This window comes from Streptomyces botrytidirepellens (assembly GCF_003721215.1).
Lineage (GTDB): Bacteria > Actinomycetota > Actinomycetes > Streptomycetales > Streptomycetaceae > Streptomyces > Streptomyces himastatinicus.
Window position 1 is genome coordinate 16915 of record NZ_RIBZ01000046.1, and the last position, 16535, is coordinate 33449.

Here is a 16535-nt window from a genome sequence, read left to right on the forward strand (position 1 = left end):
GGGACACCCATGTCCACTGAGGCGACCGTCGATCCGGTAGTTGCCCTCGTCGCCGGTCACCCGTGGGTGGCCGGGGCGCGCGCCGCACCGGACGGCCGGATCCTGGTTCGGCCGCACCCGTCCGCCACAGCGGCGCGCCCCGTCCCCGGGTCGCTGCTGCACGAATGCCTCGACCATTGGGCCGAGGTCTACGACTGGGTGTACCAGGGCGCCCAGGGCCGTCACGCCGACGACCTGGACCTGTCCGGCTGGCGGGCGTCGGACACCGGGCTGCCCCTCCCCACCGAGCACATGCGGGACTGGCTGGACCGCACCGTCGACCTCGTGCTGTCCCAGCGGCCGCGCCGCATCCTGGAACTGGGCTGCGGCACCGGGCTGCTGGCCCACCGCCTCCATGCGCGGCTGGACGGTTACGTGGGCACCGACGTCGCGCCGGCCGCGGTGGGCCGGCTGAGCCGAGCCGGTCTGCCCGGCACCGCGTTCGTCCGCGCCGCCGCCCACGAGGCGGGGACGGCGGACGTGCGGCGGGCGATGGACGCCGTCTTCGGTGCGGAGGTCCGCCCCGACTGCGTCCTGCTGAACTCGGTCACCCAGTGCTTCCCCAGTCTCGACTACCTCGCGGCCGTCCTGCACGAGGCGCTGGGCGCGGTCACGGACCCGGGCACGGTGATCGTCGGCGATATCCGCCACTCCGGGCTGCTCACCGACCACTTCACCTGGCTGGAGCGGACCCGTTCGCCCGAGTCCGACCCGGACACCTTCGACGTGCGGGTGAAGGCCGCCATCGCCTCCGACGAGGAAATGTCCTTCGCCCCCGAAGCCGTGACGGCGATGGTGGCGACGCACGGCAGGCCCGTACGGATGAGCGTGCACGCCCGCACCATGGAGCTGAACACCGAACTGACCCGCTACCGGTACGACCTCGTCCTGCATGTCGGCGTACGACCGCAGACCGTGCCCGGCGCCGACGGGGTACGGCGGGTCCGGTGGTCCGATCACCAGGGCAAGGGGCTGCCGGTGGCACTGCGCGCCGCGCTGAGCGAGCGGCCGGCCATTTTGTCGTCGATACCCAACGCCCTGCTCAGCGACGCTCCGGAGGCCGTCACGCCGTTTGCCCTGCGCCGGGCGTTGCACGGCCTGGATGCCGCCGTCCTCCTCGACGCCGATGATCCGCACATGCTCGCCGTCGCCGCACCGGCCGACTGCGCGTACGCCGCAACCCCACCCACCGCCGGCGTACCCGTCGCATGGGACCCGGTGGCCCATGAACCGCTGATGGCGTTCGTGCGCCGCAGGCTGCCGGAGGTGCTGCGGGACCACGTACAACGGATGTCGCCGGGCACCATGCCGCCCAGAATCACCGTCGCGGACGAGGACGAGATCGGGGAGATGGCACCGTGAACCAACTACTCTCCGCTGCCCTGAAGACGGTGCCCGAGGCCGCCGCCTGGCAGTGGGTCCCCGGCACATCGGGTGGCACCCTGCTGGTTGCCGGGCGGCAGCGGGACACCCGCCGCGCGGCGCCGGACCCCATCCCGGTGGACGAGGTCATCGCCGTGGGCGACGCCTCCGTGGCCGGGCGGGACCTGACGGCCCTGCCCCGGCTCACCCGGCTGCTGGACGAGGTGGCGCTGCTGGCCATGGCCCGGACACTGGACCGGGCGAGGCTCTTCCGCCAGGGCCGGGAACACGACGCCGCACACGCGGTGGAAGCGCTCGGCACCGCCCCGCGGCACGCCTGGATCGTACGGCGGTGGCTCACCACGCTGGCCACCGAAAAGCGGCTGGGCCACGACGCACGAACCGGCCGGTACCGGGATCTGGTGGCGCCGGACCGGGCGGAGTACGCACGCGCCCGCCGCACGCTGGAGGAGGCGTGCCGGGGGCTGGGATACCCGCCGTCGATGACGCGCTTCTTCCTCGCGGCGGCCGACCGCCTTCCCGCGCTCCTGCGGGACGAGACGGGGTTGCAGGGTGTGCTTTTCCCCGGCGGGGAGACCGACACCGCCGAGGGCAACTACCGCGACAACGTACCGAGCCGGTGGGCGAATCACGCCGCGGCGGCGCTCGTCGCCCGCGAGGCGCGGGCCCGCCGCGGGGCGGGACCGCTGCGGATCCTGGAAGTGGGCGCCGGGGTGGGCGGGACCACCGCCCCCGTGCTCGACGCCCTCACCGGTACCGAGACCGACTATCTGTTCACCGACGTGTCGCGCTTCTTCCTCAGCTCCTCCCGAGCCGCCTTCGCGGGCCGCCCTGGACTGCGGTTCGCCGTCTTGGACATCAACGTGGCCCCGGCCGACCAGGGGATGACCGCGGGTTCGCGGGACGTGATCCTGGCGGCCAACGTCCTGCACAACGCCCGCCACATCGGCAGCGCCCTGGCGGGCCTCCGCGAACTCCTCGAACCTGACGGCCTGTTGGTACTCGTCGAGTCCTGCCGCGAGCACTACCAGGCACTCACCTCCATGTATCTGCTCATGTCGCCCGCCGCCGACGAGGAGCGCTGGTTCACGGATCCGCGGGCCGGGCAGGACCGGGTGTTCCTCACCGCCGAGGAGTGGACGGACCAGCTGGACGCCGCCGGGTTCGATCCACTGCCCGCCCTCCCCGGTGACGGGCACCCGCTGGCCACCGCCGGGCAGCGGGTGCTCGCAGGCCGGGTCCGGACCGGAGCCCACCGCCCGGACCCGGCCCGCGTCTCGGCCGTACTCGCCACCCGGCTCCCCGCGGCCGACCGTCCCGTGCGAGTCCACGCCGTGGACCGCCCCGTCCCTTCACCTGCCACCGCCACCGAGATCGGAGCGTTCCGTTGACCACCAGCCCCGCCACCGCCGAGGCCACCGCGCCGGCCGCACTCGTCGACGCCGTCCGCGCGGTGTGGGCCGACGTACTGGAGATCGATGTGGCCTCCGTCCCGGCAGACGCGACCTTCCTCAGCCTCGGCGGCGACTCCGTACTGACCGTGCGCATGGCGGCCCTGATCCGCAAGCGGCTGGGCGTGGCCCTGGCGCTCTCGGACGTCCGTGTCGAACACAGCGCCGCCCACCTGGCCGTCCTCATCCATGAGCGGAGCGCCGGGACAGGGTCGCTGCGCCCGCTGCCGCTGGAGCTGAACCGGCGCGACGACCCCGAGGCGCCCTTCCCGCTTCTCCCGCTCCAGCAGGGGTACTTCGTCGGCCAGCAGGGCGGATGGGAGCTGTCCTACCGCTCGGCCCACCACTACGTGGACATCGGCCTGCTGGACATCGACCCCGACGAGATCGGCGAAGCGCTCCAGGACGCCCTGGAGCGGCTGGCCGAACACCAGTCGGTGCTGCGCGCGCGGGTGCGGCCCGACGGGCGGCAGAAGATCCTACCGCTCGACCACCCCGAGGCCATGCCGCGCTTGCGGGTGACGGACCTGACAGAGATGGACGAGAACGAAATCGCCTCGCGACTCGACGCGATCCGAGGGGAGATGAGCACCGAAGGCCCGGATCCGGCGCACGGCTGCGGCCTCGACATGCGACTGACGCTGCTGCCCGGAAGGAAAGCACGGTTGCACTCCTCGACCAGCCTTCTGATCATCGACGGCTGGTCTTCGGGGGTGTTCTACCGTGATCTCTTCGCCCTCGCCTCGGACTACAACGCCGTCCTCCCCCCGCTGGAGATCGACTTCGGCGACTACGCCTCGACCCTGGAAGGGCTCCCGGAGACCGAGCAGTGGCGGGCCGACCGCGACTGGTGGTGGGACCGGCTCGACGACTTTCCCCTTCCGCCCGCGTTGCCGCTTACCGCCGATCCGGCCGAGGTGCGGCCGACGCTGATGGGCACACGGCAGGCCGTACTGGACGCCGAGCGGTGGGCGGCGCTGCGGGAACAGTGCGCCCGGCACGGTGTGACCCCCTCCGCCGCGATGTTCACGGCCTTCTCCGCCGCGGTGGCGCGCGCCTGCGGACACCGGCGGTTCCTGCTCAATACCCTCCAGCTGAACCGCCTCCCGCTCCACCCGGACGTGCCACGGCTGGTGGGCGCCTTCTCCTCCACGGTGCTGATGCCGGTGGAGCTGCCCGAGTCCCCGGTCTTCGCCGATCTGGCGGCCCGCACCCAGCAGGACGTCAGTGACGCTCTGGCGCACAACCTGGTGACCGGGGTGGAAGTCTCCCGCGAACTGGGCCGCAGGCGGGGCACCCGGCGGCCGGTGGCACCCGTCGTCTTCCAGAGCACCCTCGGGGTGGACGCCGCGCTCGGCAGCGAGGTCCCCCGGAGCGCGGGACCGCTGGGTACCATCGACCTGCTGAGCCACCACCAGCAGCTGCGGACCCCGCAGGTGGCGCTGGAGGTACGGCTGTTCGAGCTGCGGGACGAGCTGGTGGTGGTCTTCTCCCTGGTGGAGGAGATCTTTGCAGCGCGGGACGTGGACCGGATGTTCGATGATGTGATGACCACCGTCGAGTCCCTCGTCGGCGAGGAGGGCTGGTCCGCGCGGGTCGTACTGCCGGAGGCCCTGGACGTTTCCGATGAGGGGGCCGGGGGCGGGCGGCTGTCCGTTCCGGCCGGGCCCGCTCCCGCCACCGCCGACGAGGCGGGCGCGCCACGCGACGAGACAGAGCGGGAGATCGCCCGGCGCTGGACCGCACTGCTCGGCCGCTCCGTGGAGGACCGGGCGGCGGATTTCTTCGGCCTCGGCGGGGATTCGCTGCTGGCGGTGCGGATGCTCGCGGCGCTGGCCCGGGACGGGGTGGCCCAAGTGACGCCCCGGCGTTTCCTGGAGCGGCCGACAGTGGCGGGGCTCGCCGCTGCCGTACGCAAGGGGGCCGGCGATCAGCCCTGACCGCGCCGTGGCCGGGGGCCGGCGTCGGCCGGCCCCCGCCACGGGTGTCATCAGCCGCCGAGCCCGGCGTCCTCCCGGAACAGTTCCTGGTCGATCCAGACGGCCGCTCGCGCACCGTCGGCCGCCCCGGCGATCACGAACGTCACCGCGTCGGGCAACGCCTCCATCCGGGCGGTGTCCCCGGCCGCGTACACCCCGGCGACAGAGGTCCGCTGGAACTCGTCGACCCGTACGCAGCCGTCCGGCAACAGCGTGCAGCCCAGGTGCTCGGCCAGGGCGGAGTGCTGGCGGGTGGGCGCCCGGTGGTACACGGCCTGGCGTTCCAGCACCTCGCCGTCGGCGAAGACCAGCCGCAGGGCGTCCTCCTCGCCTTCGATACGAGCCAGGGGCGTCTCACGGACCTCGATACCGGCGGCGGCGAGCTTGTCCGCGGCCTGCTCGGGCACGGGGTGGCCGTCCGTGCAGACCACCACGTCGTCGCTGAACCGGTCCTTGACGTACAACGCCAGCATGACCTGTGGCAGTTCGCGACCGATGACGGCGAGCGTCTTGCCGCGCGTCTCCCAGCCGTGGCAGAACGGGCAGTGGAAGACTCCGCGTCCGAAGCGCTCCGCGAGCCCCTCGACCCCGTCGACGAGGTCAACCTGGCCGGTGGCCAGGACCACCTTGCGAGCCCGGTGCGTCGCTCCCCCGGAGAGCGTCGCCTCGAAGCCGCCGCCGGTCGGCACGAGGGAAGTGACGGCGTCCTCCACCATTTCCACGCCGGGGTAGGCCGACAGCTCTTCCCGTCCGAGCTTGCGCAGTTCCACGGGCGAGAAGCCGTCGCGGCTGAGGAACATGTGCATCTCGGCGGCCGGAGCGTTACGCGGCCTTCCGCTGTCCACCAGCAGCACCCGCCGACACTGGCGGCCCGAGACCAGGGCCGCGTTGAGTCCGGCCGGACCCCCGCCCACCACAAGTACGTCGTACATCTCTTCCTCCTCGCTGATTCCCGGCATTCACCACCGGACGAGATGACAATAGTTATCGTTTTCACATACATCCAGTGACTAGCGGAGGAAACCGCGCGATGAACACCATCACGACAATCGGCGTGCTCGGCGGCTACGGAGCCGTCGGCAGCGCCGTGGTACGCCGCCTGCACCGGGCGGGCACGGGCCCCCTGCTGGTCGCGGGGCGTGACACCGCGCGGGCCACCGCCCTCGTCCGCTCCCTCGACCACGCGGGCCCGCCGGTCGAGGCACTCGCCGTCGACCTCGACGATCCCGCTTCCCTCGACCTCTTCACGGCCCGCTGCCGACTGATCGTCAACTGCGCGGGCCCCTCCTACCGCGTCCTGGACACGGTCGCCCGCGCCGCACTGCGCGGCGGCGCTGACTATGTGGACGCCGCGGGCGACGATCCGGTGTCCATCCGCCTCCAGGCCGACTGCGGTTGGCGCGCCTGGCTCACGGCCGGACGGACGGCGATCCTGTCGGCCGGGGCGCTGCCGGGCCTTTCCGGGCTCCTGCCGCGTCACCTGGCCGCGGACACCGACCATCCCGTCCGCCTCGACGCCTACCTGGGCGGGGTCGCGTCCCTCACTCCCGCCGCCGCGGGTGACGTCCTGCTCAGCCACGGCCCCGAACACGGCACCCCCGCGGCCGCCTGGCGGGAGGGCGGCGTCCGCCAGCGGACACTCGAACCCCGGCGCGACCTCTCCCTGGTGGCCTTCCCCCAACCGGTGGACGCCTTCCCCTTCCTGTCCACCGAGGCGGAGAGACTGGCCCGCGCCCTCGGCATCGACCAGGTCAACTGGTACACGATCTTCGGCGGTGACCGGCTGCCCGAAGAACTAGCCATGGCCTGGGCCCTGGGCAGCGCCGACCCGACGGACCTCGTGACCGCCGCCGCCGACGACGTGCGACGCCACGGCTCCTGGTACGGGCAGGAGTTCCATCTGTGGACCGGCACCACGGACGGCCCGCCCACACATACCCTGACGCTGCGCGCCGAAGACTCCTACGAGCTCAGCGGCTTCCTGACGGCGGCTACCGCGCAGGCGCTGCTCAAGGGCCGCATCCCACCCGGCGTCCACTTCGCGGCCGAAGTCCTCGACCCTCGGGGGACGACCGAAGCACTCTCGACCGACCCAGCAGCGCACATCGAGACCACCTGAGCCCCACCCCCCCCACCAGCACTTCTCACCGCACCGCCAGAGCACCGCCGAGCACGGCGGTGCTCGCAAGACACTGCGGTTGACGCCGAAGGCCATCAAAATTCGACTGCGTTCGAGGCCAAAGTCAATGATCAGACTGAGAAGTTGCGCCTGAAGCAACGTACTGAAGACGGAGGGACGGCATCCCACGAAGCCCTTCCGTACCGGAGGCACCTCAGGCGTGACCACCACCGAAGAAGCTCCGGCCCGGGTGGGCCACCGAGACGCGGACCGTCCGCGGGATCGGCGGTTGAACTCGTCCCTCGTCCTGACCATGGTCCTGGTCCTCGTCGTCGCTGCGCAGGGACCGGTACGCCAGGCATGGTCCGCACCGGTGATGCAGAGTTGGATGACCGTGTTCGTCGCGGTGGTCCTTCAGGCCCTGCCCTTCCTCGTCCTGGGTGTACTGCTGTCGGCGCTCATCGCGGTGTGCGTCCCGCCATCGTTCTTCGCCCGCGCGCTACCCAGGCGGCCCACCCTGGCGGTGCCGGCCGCCGGGATGGCCGGGGCGGTCCTACCCGGCTGCGAATGCGCCTCCGTACCGGTGGCCGGGGCGCTCGTGCGCCGGGGACCCGATCGTGCTGACCACCACCGCCATCGCGTTTCCCCACGAACCCCGCATGGTGCTCGCCCGGTTCGTGGCAAGCCTGCTCGTGGCGTGCGCGATGGGCTGGCTGTGGCAGCGGCTCGGCCGCACCGACTGGCTGCGCCCACCGGCCCACCCGTCGACCGACGGCCTCGGCAAGGGGGCGGCGTTCTGGGGATCCGTACGGCATGATGTGATGCACGCGGGCGGCTTCCTCGTCGTCGGCTCGATGGCCGCAGCCACCCTCAAAGCCGCATTACCGGCAAACTGGCTGCACACGGCGGCCGGCAACCCCATGGTGTCGATCCTGGCGCTGGCGATCCTCGCGGTGGTGCTGTCGATCTGCTCCGAGGCCGACGCGTTCGTGGCCGCCTCGCTGTCCCAGTTCCCGCTCACCGCCCGGCTGGCGTTCCTCGTCGTCGGACCGATGGTCGACCTGAAGCTGTTCGCCATGCAGGCCGGCACGTTCGGCCGCGGCTTCGCGCTGCGGTTCGCCCCCGCCACCTTCGCCCTCGCATCCTCGTGTCAGCTCTGATCGGGGCGGTGCTGCTGTGAACCGGCAAGCACATGCGGCCATGCTGTTCCTCCTCGGCGTGGCAGTGCTGCACGCTGGCTTCACCGACCTCCATCTGCGCTACGTCAAGGCCGGGCTGCGCCCGCTGCTGCTCGCGGCCAGCGCCGTCCTGATCGCCACCTGAAGGGTGTCTTTATTGCCGTACGGTGGTTGACCTGGGGCTTTGTGATCGCCCGAGTACGGGCATGATCAGTGATTGTGGTCTGCGACTGCTCTACCTGATCTTCTGTCGACTACTGGGCTGCTTGCTCTTGCTGGGCCGATCGACCGCCGCGAACAGCGCCGAGATCCTCGCGCTTCGTCATGAGGTCGCCGTGCTGCGTCGGCAGATCGAGCGGCCGCGGCTCTCATGGGCTGATCGTGCCGTGCTCTCCGCTCTCGCGCGGCACCTGCCATCCGCCTCGCGCCGCTATCGGCTGGTCACTCCGGGCACGCTGCTGACCTGGCACCGGCGTTTGATGCGCTGGAAGTGGCGCCAGACGGCGGCCGGACCCGGTCGGCCAGCGTTGCCGGAAGAGACGGTCGCGCCCATTCAGCGCTTGGCGCGAGAGAACCCGACCTGGGGGTACGTCAGGATTCAAGGTGAGCTGCGACGGCTCGGTCATCGGGTCGCCGCCGCCACGATCCGGCGCGTCCTGCGCCGCTCCGGTCCACCGCCCGCACCGCAGCGCGCCTCCCAGCAGACCTGGCGCTCCTTCCTGCGCTCCCAGGCTCACACGCTGCTCGCCTGCGATTTCATGCACGTGGAGACCGTCTTCCTCAAGCGCCTCTATGTCTTCTTCGTCATGGAGATCGCCACCCGGCGCGTCCATGTCCTGGGCGTCACCGCCCACCCGACCGGCGCATGGGTCGCCCAACTCGCCCGCAATCTGCTCATGGACCTCGGCGACAGGGCCGGGTGCTTCCGGTTCCTCATTCGTGACCGGGACAGCAAGTTCACCGCCGCATTCGACGCCGTCCTCGCCGGCAACGGCACAGCCGTCATCCCGACACCGCCACAAAGCCCACGGTCCAACGCGTTCGCCGAACGATGGATACGCACAGCCCGTACCGAGTGCACCGACCGACTCCTGATCACCGGCGAACGACACCTGCGCACCGTCCTCACCCAGTACGCCGAGCACTACAACGCGGGACGGTCCCACCGCAGCCTCGGCCTACGGGCACCCGACGACCCGAACGTTATCCCCCTGCCCGCTGCCACGGTCAGGCGCCGCCAAGCACTTGGCGGACTGCTCAACGAGTACCACATCCTGCCACCCCGACTGCCTCACCATCCACAGGAAACGCCCAGCTCAGCAGCCTGGTCGGAATATTGACACCCTTCACGTTCCACCGCCGAGCGGGCAGAGGGTCCAGCCGCGAGGCAAGCCGGGCCGGCGGCTGCTGATCGCGTTGGACCCTCTGCACGCTCGGCCAGCCGAAGAATTGCCCTTAGGAGTCCTTGCAGAATGATCTTCGTGTGGCACGGTGGAGGGGTAGGTGACCTCGTTCCTCAGGGGGTGAGGGTGGCTCAGCCGAAGCCGTGGGAGATCAGTGATGAGCTGTGGGCGGTGATCGAGCCGCTCCTGCCCAGGCACGAACGCCGCTACCGGTATCCGGGCCGTAAGCGGATCGATGACCGCAAGACGCTGCAGGGGATCCTGTTCGTTCTCTACACGGGCATCCAGTGGGAGTTCCTGCCGCAGGAGTTGGGCATCGGTTCGGGGCCTACCTGCTGGCGGCGGCTGGCCGAGTGGCAGGTGGCCGGTGTCTGGGATGAGCTTCAACAGGTTCTGTTGGACCGGTTGCGGGCGACGGACCGGCTGGACTTCTCCCGTGCCACGATCGATGCCTCGCATGTGCAGGCCAAGCGGGGGCGAAGCCGCCCAAAAGTCGGTCCGAGTCCGGTTGACCGCGCACGGCCGGGCTCGAAACACCATGTCCTGACCGACGGGAACGGTATCCCGCTGCGGGTGTCACTGACCGGCGCCCACCGCAACGACGTCACCCAGCTCCTGCCTCTGGTCGATGGGCTGCCGCCGGTACGGGGCAAGCGGGGCCGTCCCCGCCGCAAACCGCGTGCGCTTTACGCCGACCGCGGGTACGACCACGACATTTACCGCCGCCCGCTCCGCGAGCGGAACATCACCCCGAAGATCGCACGTCGCGGGCAGGCCCATGGCTCGGGGCTCGGCCGGGTCCGCTGGGTCGCCGAATCCGCCATCGCCCATCTCCACGGCCCGCGTCGCTTACGTGTCCGCTGGGAGTCCCGGGACGACATGCACGACGCGTTCCTCCAACTCGCTCAGTGCATGGTCCTCACCCGCAAACTCCCAGCTTTCTGAAAGCACTCCTAAGAGGTCGAGCCGTTGTGGGCCTCAGAAATGGGGGTCGCAAGCAGATCGGCCACCGCCGACGTGATTCCCAGCTTCTCGTCATGCACTTCCAGAAACAGAAACTGCCCCGTCGGATTGATCTCGAAGAAGTCGTACTGCCCTTCTGGGGACAGGCGGAAGCCGCGTTCTATGAGCGAGTCGTCTCGCAGTCGGGGGTGCCACCAGGGTTGTCCGGGTTGCCAGGCGCACGGTCAGGATCAGTACGTCCAGCCTGGCGAAGATGACTGCGGCGGCGACGCCGAGGACGTCCACGTTGGCGGCGAGTTGAAGCCCGCTCAGGCAGTCCAAAAAACTTCCTTCCTGGCAATCTTGCCTTCTCGGCAAGATTTTCTCTACGCTACTCGCATGGCACCTGCAGACGAGGCCCGTATAACCGGGCAGCTTGGACTCCGCGAGCGCAAGAAGCGGCAGACCAGGGTCGCGCTGAGTCAGGCGGCGATCCGGCTCTGCGTCCTGAACGGCTGGGCCGATGTGACCATCGAGCAGATCGCCGCCGAGGCCAACGTCTCCGTCCGCACCTTCCGCAACTACTTCGCCAGCAAGGCCGAGGCGATCGCCGCCAGCCACCTGGAGCGGATGCTCCGCATCGCTGACGACCTGCTCGCCCGCCCAGTCGGCGAACCGCTCTGGGACTCGTTGCTCCACGCCGTCCTGGGCCAGTTCGTTCCGCAGGACAACTCCGCGCCGCAGAATGAGCGTTGGCGCGAGGGGGTGCGGCTGATGCTGGCCGAACCCGCGCTGGCCGGTGAGATTGTCAAGGCCAACGCCGCCGCCCAGCAGGAGTTGGCCAAGGCCGTCGCACAGTGCACCGGCACCGACGCCGAACGCGACGTCTACCCGAAGCTGGTCGCGGCCGTGGTCGCGGCCGGCAGCGCAGTGGCCGTCGAGCACAGCCTGCGCGCCGACGAAGCCGCGCCGCTCGGCGCGGTCCTGTCCCAGGTTTTCGAGCAGCTCGCTGCTGGCCTGCCCGTCCCGTAGCGAAGGGCCGCGACCAACTCGCTTACTGCGCCCCCTTACCCGTTCACACCAAGGAGACCTGACCGTGACAGCCGACGTGATCATCGTGGGAGGCGGCCCGAACGGGCTGATGCTGGCCTGCGAACTGAGCCTGGCCGGCATCCGCCCGATCGTGCTGGAGCAACTCCTCCACCCCAGCACCGAACCCAAGGCCAACGGCCTGCTGGGCCAAGTGGTGCGCCTGGTCGACCATCGCGGTCTGTACGAGCCGCTCAGCGGCAGTCCGGAGCCCCCGCAGCCGAACTCCGCCTACTTCATGTTCGCCGCCATGGGCCTCAACCTCGGCCTGCTGGACGCCAGCCCGGTCTTCGGCCTGGCCGCTCCACAGCACCGCATCGTCCAAGTCCTGGAGGAGCGCGCCCATACCCTCGGCGTCGATTTACGGCGCGGACACCGGGTCAGCGCCGTCACCCAGGACAAGGGCGCCGTCACCCTCGACGTCACTGGCCCCGACGGCGACCAGCAGCTCCGTGCCCGCTACGTGGTCGGCGCAGACGGCGCGCACAGCGTGATCCGCAAGCTCTCCGGGATCGCCTTCCCCGGCGTCAGCTACGACCGTCGCACCAACCGCACCGCCCACGCCATCGTCCCGGCCGATTGGGTCGACCCGGTCAACGGCGCCCTCACCATTCCCGGCCATGGGCCGGTCCTGCCCTTCCTGCCCCACCGCACCGACCAAGGCGGCTTCTCCTACGCGCCGTTCCCTGGCCAGCCGCCGCTAATCAGCACCACTGAGTGGGACCAGCCCGCCACGGACGAGGCGATGACCCTGGCCGAAATGCAGTCAAGTGTTCAGCGAGTCCTCGGCGTCGACCTGCCGCTCAACCCGCCGGACGGAGCGGGCCCGCATGTGTTGCGACGGCTGACCGGCGGCAACACCCGGGTCGCCGACCGGTTCCGCGACCGCCGGGTCTTTCTGGTCGGCGACGCCGCCCACGTCTACACCTCTGGCGGTGGCCCCGGGCTGAACCTCGGCATGCAGGACGCCGTCAACCTCGGCTGGAAGCTCGCCGCGGCGCTGCGCGACACCGCCCCACCGGGCCTGCTCGACACCTACGACACCGAGCGCCGTCAGGCCGCCCGCCGCATGGTGCTCAACGCGGAGGCGCAGTCCGCGCTCACCGCGCCGGGGAGCGATACCACCGCCCTACGCGAACTCTTCACGGAGCTGCTCACCCAAAAGCACGTCGTCCAGCACCTCGCCGACCTCACCGCGGGCACCGACGTGCGCTACGACATGAGCATCACCGACCCCCACCCCGCAGTCGGCTACTTCGCACCGGAGCTGGAGCTGATCACCGGGACGGAGAAGGTCCGGCTCGCCGAACTCGCCTGGAGAGCCCGGCCGTTGCTTCTCGACTTGACCGAGGATCAGTCGCTGGCAACAGCACTGACGGAAGGGCAGGACGCCGTCGACCTCGTCATCGCGCGGGGCGGCCCGGCTGGCCTCACCGGCCTGCTGATCCGCCCTGACGGCTACGTGGCCTGGGCCTGCGGCTCACCCCGCCCCGACCCACCTGAGCTGGCCGACCTGCGGGCGGCTATCCAGCGCTGGTTCATGGTCTGAGCTGCCCGCTAGCCATGCTCGGCGCCCCGGCCGCGGACCTGCAGGCGCCGATCAAGCCGCAGACGTGCGCTACCCCGCGGGTGCGTGTTGAGCGGCCTGACCCGCTGAAGCTCATCCCAGACACCGGCCGCCTGCCACTCGGCCAGCCGCCGCCAGCAGGTAGGCCCCGAGCCGAAGCCCAACTCCTGTGGCAGGAACTCCCACTGGATGCCCGTGTAGAGAACGAACAGGATCCCCTGCAGCGTCTTGCGGTCATCGATTCGCTTACGGCCCGGATACCGGTAGCGGCGTTCGTGCCTGGGCAGGAGCGGCTCGATCACCGCCCACAGCTCATCACTGATCTCCCACGGCTTCGGCTGAGCCACCCTCACCCCCTGAGGAACGAGGTCACCTACCCCTCCACCGTGCCACACGAAGATCATTCTGCAAGGACTCCTTAGGCCCAGCTGGGTGACAGCCCGTCGGGATCTCCGTGCGGCACTGGCTGGCCGCTGAGGGCGTCCAGGAGAATGCGGTCACCGAGCGGCTTCCGTATCTGCACCTCCACGCTCTGTTGGATCATCTCGGAGCTGCAGGGGCCGCTTCGTGCCCCCGCGACAGATGCGTACAGCACGACGCTCTCGCCTGTCTCCAGCACCTTGACGACGGGGCCGTCATCGCAGGCACCGTGTGTGGCCTTCACCGTGATGGATCGGCCGTCCATTGCCGTTCCGGCCAGCCGGGCGACACCCCTGAGACCGTCTGCGGACCCTTGCCGAGCTTGTCCGATCGGCGAGCGTGGAAGCTTTGACGGAGCGACGGCGACACGCTTGAGCGGGGTGTCGTAGCCCTCCAGCGTGAAGAGCCAAGTGGGCACGGACGCCGTGCCTCGGCTCGTCATGATGGTCGTCGTGCCGAGCCTCGCCCCCGTCACGGTCAGCCGGGGTCCTTCACTGCGGTTGCGGGCGAACGACTGATACGCCTTCTCAGCCCCCCACAACGGGCGGGTGAGAGTCTTGCCGTTTCCCCAGTCCACCTTCCCGTGCCCGGGGGCGGAGGTCGGCAGATTGCCATGCAGGACGAAGTTCTGCATCTCGTAGGCCTGCTTATCCGCCGTGCTGTGCCAGCCGGATTCCGGCTTCTGCACCACGTCGGTCATCGGGTAGTAGCCCCGGCTCCAAGCAGCGGCGGCTGCGGATCCCCTCCAGGCGTCGGCCACCTGACGGGCCCGCTCCTCCTGCTCCCGCGGCGACTGATGATTCGCACGGCCGTCGTCGGCACTCTGATCATTGCCGCAGCCGACAAGAAGGCAAGCGCTCAGGAGAGGTGCCAGCCCCATGCTGACGAGGCGCTTCGTGCGCGTATGCATGGAATCCTCTTTCTTTTTGAGGGGCGACGACGGATTCCCTACTGAATACATGACGCGGAGATTCTCAACGCCGTGCGATGCCCCGCTCGACACCTTCGACGCGCACGGGCACATCCGGGTTCACTCACGCCCCTCCCGCGCCGCCTGCTGCATCTGCGTCCATGCCGCAGGCGGCGAGGGATAGTGCGTGACCTAATAGATCTTCAGTCCTTCCCAGAGGAGCACCGTGTACAGCGGCTGGTACCAACTGACGCGATCCTCTTGGGAGTCCGAGTCTCCGCAGGGCTTGTCGCCATAGTTGCCGCCCGAATCGATGCCCAGGGCTGTCTCGCCGCTGAAGAGGGGCCCTCCGCTGTCGCCATACATGCTGCAGTTACTCGCCTCGACCATATGGCGGAGGGTGATGCCATCGTCGTAGGTGACCGTCACGTCCGTCGCGAGCACCTTGCCCACCAGATCCTGACTCACGGTCCCTACGCGCTTCACCTTCTCCCCCTCGAACGCAGAGGCAGAGCGTGAGATCTGTCCTTCCGAGCCGTCCTTGTACTGGATCGTCCCGTACGGAGTGACGTTGCTGTTGCTGTACTCCACTACCCCGTAGTCGGACTGCTCCGTGTCGTTCCCAAAGGCCCAGTCGACGGCCCTTCCGAGAGGAATGTCCCCGCTCCTACGGCGCCAGTTGACAGCGCCGTTCTCCATGCAATGTCCGGCTGTGATCATGTACTTCTTGCCGCTGGCGTTCTGCACGTTGAACCCGGCACTGCAGGTAGTGATCCAGCCGGGGTTTATTTCCGCTGTTATACCCAGGCCGCCGCGCATGGCGTAGGCGTTCGATTCGATCTTGCCAGAGTGTTCCGTTATTTCGACCGCACCTTCATGTGCGGAAACGGAATTCTCAATTCGAGCCCTGTCGGCGTCGGAAACCCCGTCGTAGATTTGTACGTCTACCCGGTTGCTGCTCTGGTCGATGCTCCAGGCAGTGTTGGGAATCCCTGTCAGCTGATCCAGTTTCGCTTTGACAGCCTCGAGCTCGGTCGTGCTGTGCGGGACGACCTCCGCTACCGCCCCAGCGCTTCGCACGGCTTCTGCCGCCGCCTCATCGGTGACCGCGACAACGAGTCGTTCGTTCCGGTAGTAGACGCCGGCCGTGCGCTCGTTGCCCAGGTGCCCAGCAATCTCCGCCGCCTTGGTCGGATCGGTGAGCGGTGCCGGCGCCGCTTGGGCGGCGGTCAGGGTGGTCAGCGTGAGTACGCCGCCAACCGCCGCCGCGATTAACCCTCGGTACGCGTAACGACATCTTCGCACGTAAAACCTCGCATTTTCGAAGAAGCATTCCTGATGATCGACGCGCTTCGGGCGAGGCTGGCGACACGAGATTGCCAATTGGCGAATTGGACATGAAAATTCCGCTTGCTAGCGGCATGTTGACGTGAATGCGCAAACTACGGCCGAAAACCTGACCGCCGACCCAGCCGAACGTCCACCGCCTGGAGCGCGGAGAAGGCGAGCACGGACGCCGCCGCGACCGGCTCCGAGGCCAGCTCGCCCGGCTCCACCAGCTCCATGAACTTGCCCTGGCCGGTGGCGATGTCGGCCGACGGCCGGACGTGGGCGGCAACGGCGGCGACGTCGTCCGCGTCGTCCAGATCGGCGGACCAGGCGGCCGCGATCAGGCCGGCCTCCTGTCAGGGCCTCGGTCCGGCGCCGGTAGCCGCATGCCTCGCACAGCCCGGCCGCCTGGTCCTGGGCGCTCGCTGGTTCGACCCCGAACCGCGCACCGGCTCCCCGGCCTGGGTGGAAGCCGGACGGTGCCTACGGCTCTACCCGAACAACCGCCTCCTGGCTCGCCTTGCCGCAGCAACCTGGCTCCCCTACGGCGACCTCCACCACTACGCCCACTCCGCCCACCCGTCCGTGCGCTGAAAACTACCTCCCCGCCCTCGAACGCCACCTCGCCCAGCCACACTTCACCCCGGACAGCCTCCTGACCGGCCCCAGGTCCGTGATCGCCCACCACCGCCGTGCGCTCGCCGCCCCATGCCGCGGTAGGGCACA

Annotated in this window: 13 protein-coding genes and 3 pseudogenes; 11 read left to right on the forward strand and 5 right to left on the reverse strand. The window is 69.6% G+C overall.

All coding sequences use genetic code 11. The features are described from left to right. The first annotated feature begins 9 nt into the window (after positions 1–9). The 3 genes from EEJ42_RS03305 to EEJ42_RS03315 are packed head-to-tail and all read left to right on the forward strand — an operon-like array spanning position 10 to position 4813. On the forward strand, positions 10–1401 hold the full coding sequence (locus tag EEJ42_RS03305) for a class I SAM-dependent methyltransferase (protein ID WP_123098528.1): 1392 nt from the start codon (positions 10–12) through the stop codon (positions 1399–1401). After that, the gene (locus EEJ42_RS03310) at positions 1398–2813 is read left to right on the forward strand and encodes a class I SAM-dependent methyltransferase (RefSeq protein ID WP_123098529.1); all 1416 of its coding nucleotides are present in this window, start codon (positions 1398–1400) and stop codon (positions 2811–2813) included. Before EEJ42_RS03305 ends, EEJ42_RS03310 begins: the two co-directional genes overlap by 4 nt. After that, a complete protein-coding gene (locus EEJ42_RS03315; RefSeq protein ID WP_123098530.1) occupies positions 2810–4813 on the forward strand; it encodes a condensation domain-containing protein in 2004 nt (667 codons plus the stop codon). Before EEJ42_RS03310 ends, EEJ42_RS03315 begins: the two co-directional genes overlap by 4 nt. Positions 4814–4863: 50 nt before the next feature. On the opposite strand, the gene EEJ42_RS03320 is transcribed toward EEJ42_RS03315, so the two are convergent. Beyond that, complete coding sequence (locus EEJ42_RS03320) at positions 4864–5784, reverse strand: NAD(P)/FAD-dependent oxidoreductase (RefSeq protein WP_123098531.1); 921 nt, start codon at positions 5782–5784, stop codon at positions 4864–4866. A gap of 98 nt (positions 5785–5882) precedes the next feature. Between EEJ42_RS03320 and EEJ42_RS03325 the strand changes: the two genes are divergently transcribed. The 7 genes and pseudogenes from EEJ42_RS03325 (at position 5883) to EEJ42_RS03355 (ending at position 13132) form a co-directional block, all read left to right on the forward strand. Beyond that, the gene (locus EEJ42_RS03325) at positions 5883–6971 is read left to right on the forward strand and encodes a saccharopine dehydrogenase NADP-binding domain-containing protein (protein ID WP_123098532.1); all 1089 of its coding nucleotides are present in this window, start codon (positions 5883–5885) and stop codon (positions 6969–6971) included. Between the two features lie 220 nt (positions 6972–7191). Further along, positions 7192–8151 (forward strand): annotated as a pseudogene (locus tag EEJ42_RS03330) (permease). Continuing rightward, positions 8148–8291, forward strand: a pseudogene (locus EEJ42_RS03335) (TIGR03943 family putative permease subunit); the annotation flags it as partial. The pseudogenes EEJ42_RS03330 and EEJ42_RS03335, both read left to right, overlap by 4 nt. A gap of 64 nt (positions 8292–8355) precedes the next feature. Next, on the forward strand, positions 8356–9489 hold the full coding sequence (locus EEJ42_RS03340) for an integrase core domain-containing protein (RefSeq protein ID WP_123098533.1): 1134 nt from the start codon (positions 8356–8358) through the stop codon (positions 9487–9489). Positions 9490–9678: 189 nt separating this feature from the next. Then, positions 9679–10497, forward strand: coding sequence for an IS5 family transposase (locus tag EEJ42_RS03345; protein ID WP_123098534.1), 819 nt, complete (start codon positions 9679–9681; stop codon positions 10495–10497). A gap of 396 nt (positions 10498–10893) precedes the next feature. After that, positions 10894–11526 (forward strand): TetR/AcrR family transcriptional regulator, encoded by a 633-nt coding sequence (locus tag EEJ42_RS03350; RefSeq protein WP_123098535.1) that lies wholly within the window; start codon positions 10894–10896, stop codon positions 11524–11526. Positions 11527–11590: 64 nt separating this feature from the next. Then, positions 11591–13132, forward strand: coding sequence for an FAD-dependent monooxygenase (locus tag EEJ42_RS03355; RefSeq protein ID WP_123098536.1), 1542 nt, complete (start codon positions 11591–11593; stop codon positions 13130–13132). 98 nt (positions 13133–13230) lie between these two features. On the opposite strand, the pseudogene EEJ42_RS03360 reads toward EEJ42_RS03355, so the two are convergent. The 4 genes and pseudogenes from EEJ42_RS03360 to EEJ42_RS53720 form a co-directional block, all read right to left on the reverse strand. Further along, positions 13231–13497, reverse strand: a pseudogene (locus EEJ42_RS03360) (transposase); the annotation flags it as partial. Between the two features lie 71 nt (positions 13498–13568). Continuing rightward, entirely contained in the window at positions 13569–14480 is a 912-nt protein-coding gene (locus EEJ42_RS03365; protein WP_123098537.1) for a hypothetical protein, read from the reverse strand. Between the two features lie 192 nt (positions 14481–14672). Further along, positions 14673–15863 carry a S1 family peptidase gene (locus EEJ42_RS03370; RefSeq protein ID WP_123098538.1) on the reverse strand — a complete coding sequence of 397 codons (1191 nt, stop codon included), beginning with the start codon at positions 15861–15863 and terminating at the stop codon, positions 14673–14675. A 59-nt stretch (positions 15864–15922) separates the two neighbouring features. Beyond that, positions 15923–16045, reverse strand: a complete 123-nt coding sequence (locus EEJ42_RS53720) for a hypothetical protein (RefSeq protein WP_281291388.1) — start codon at positions 16043–16045, stop codon at positions 15923–15925. Here EEJ42_RS53720 and EEJ42_RS52320 point away from each other — a divergent pair. After that, positions 16044–16403: a hypothetical protein gene (locus EEJ42_RS52320; protein ID WP_246096002.1), complete on the forward strand. Its 360-nt coding sequence runs from the start codon at positions 16044–16046 to the stop codon at positions 16401–16403. The two genes, EEJ42_RS53720 and EEJ42_RS52320, sit on opposite strands and share 2 nt — an antisense overlap. Positions 16404–16535: the final 132 nt, after the last annotated feature.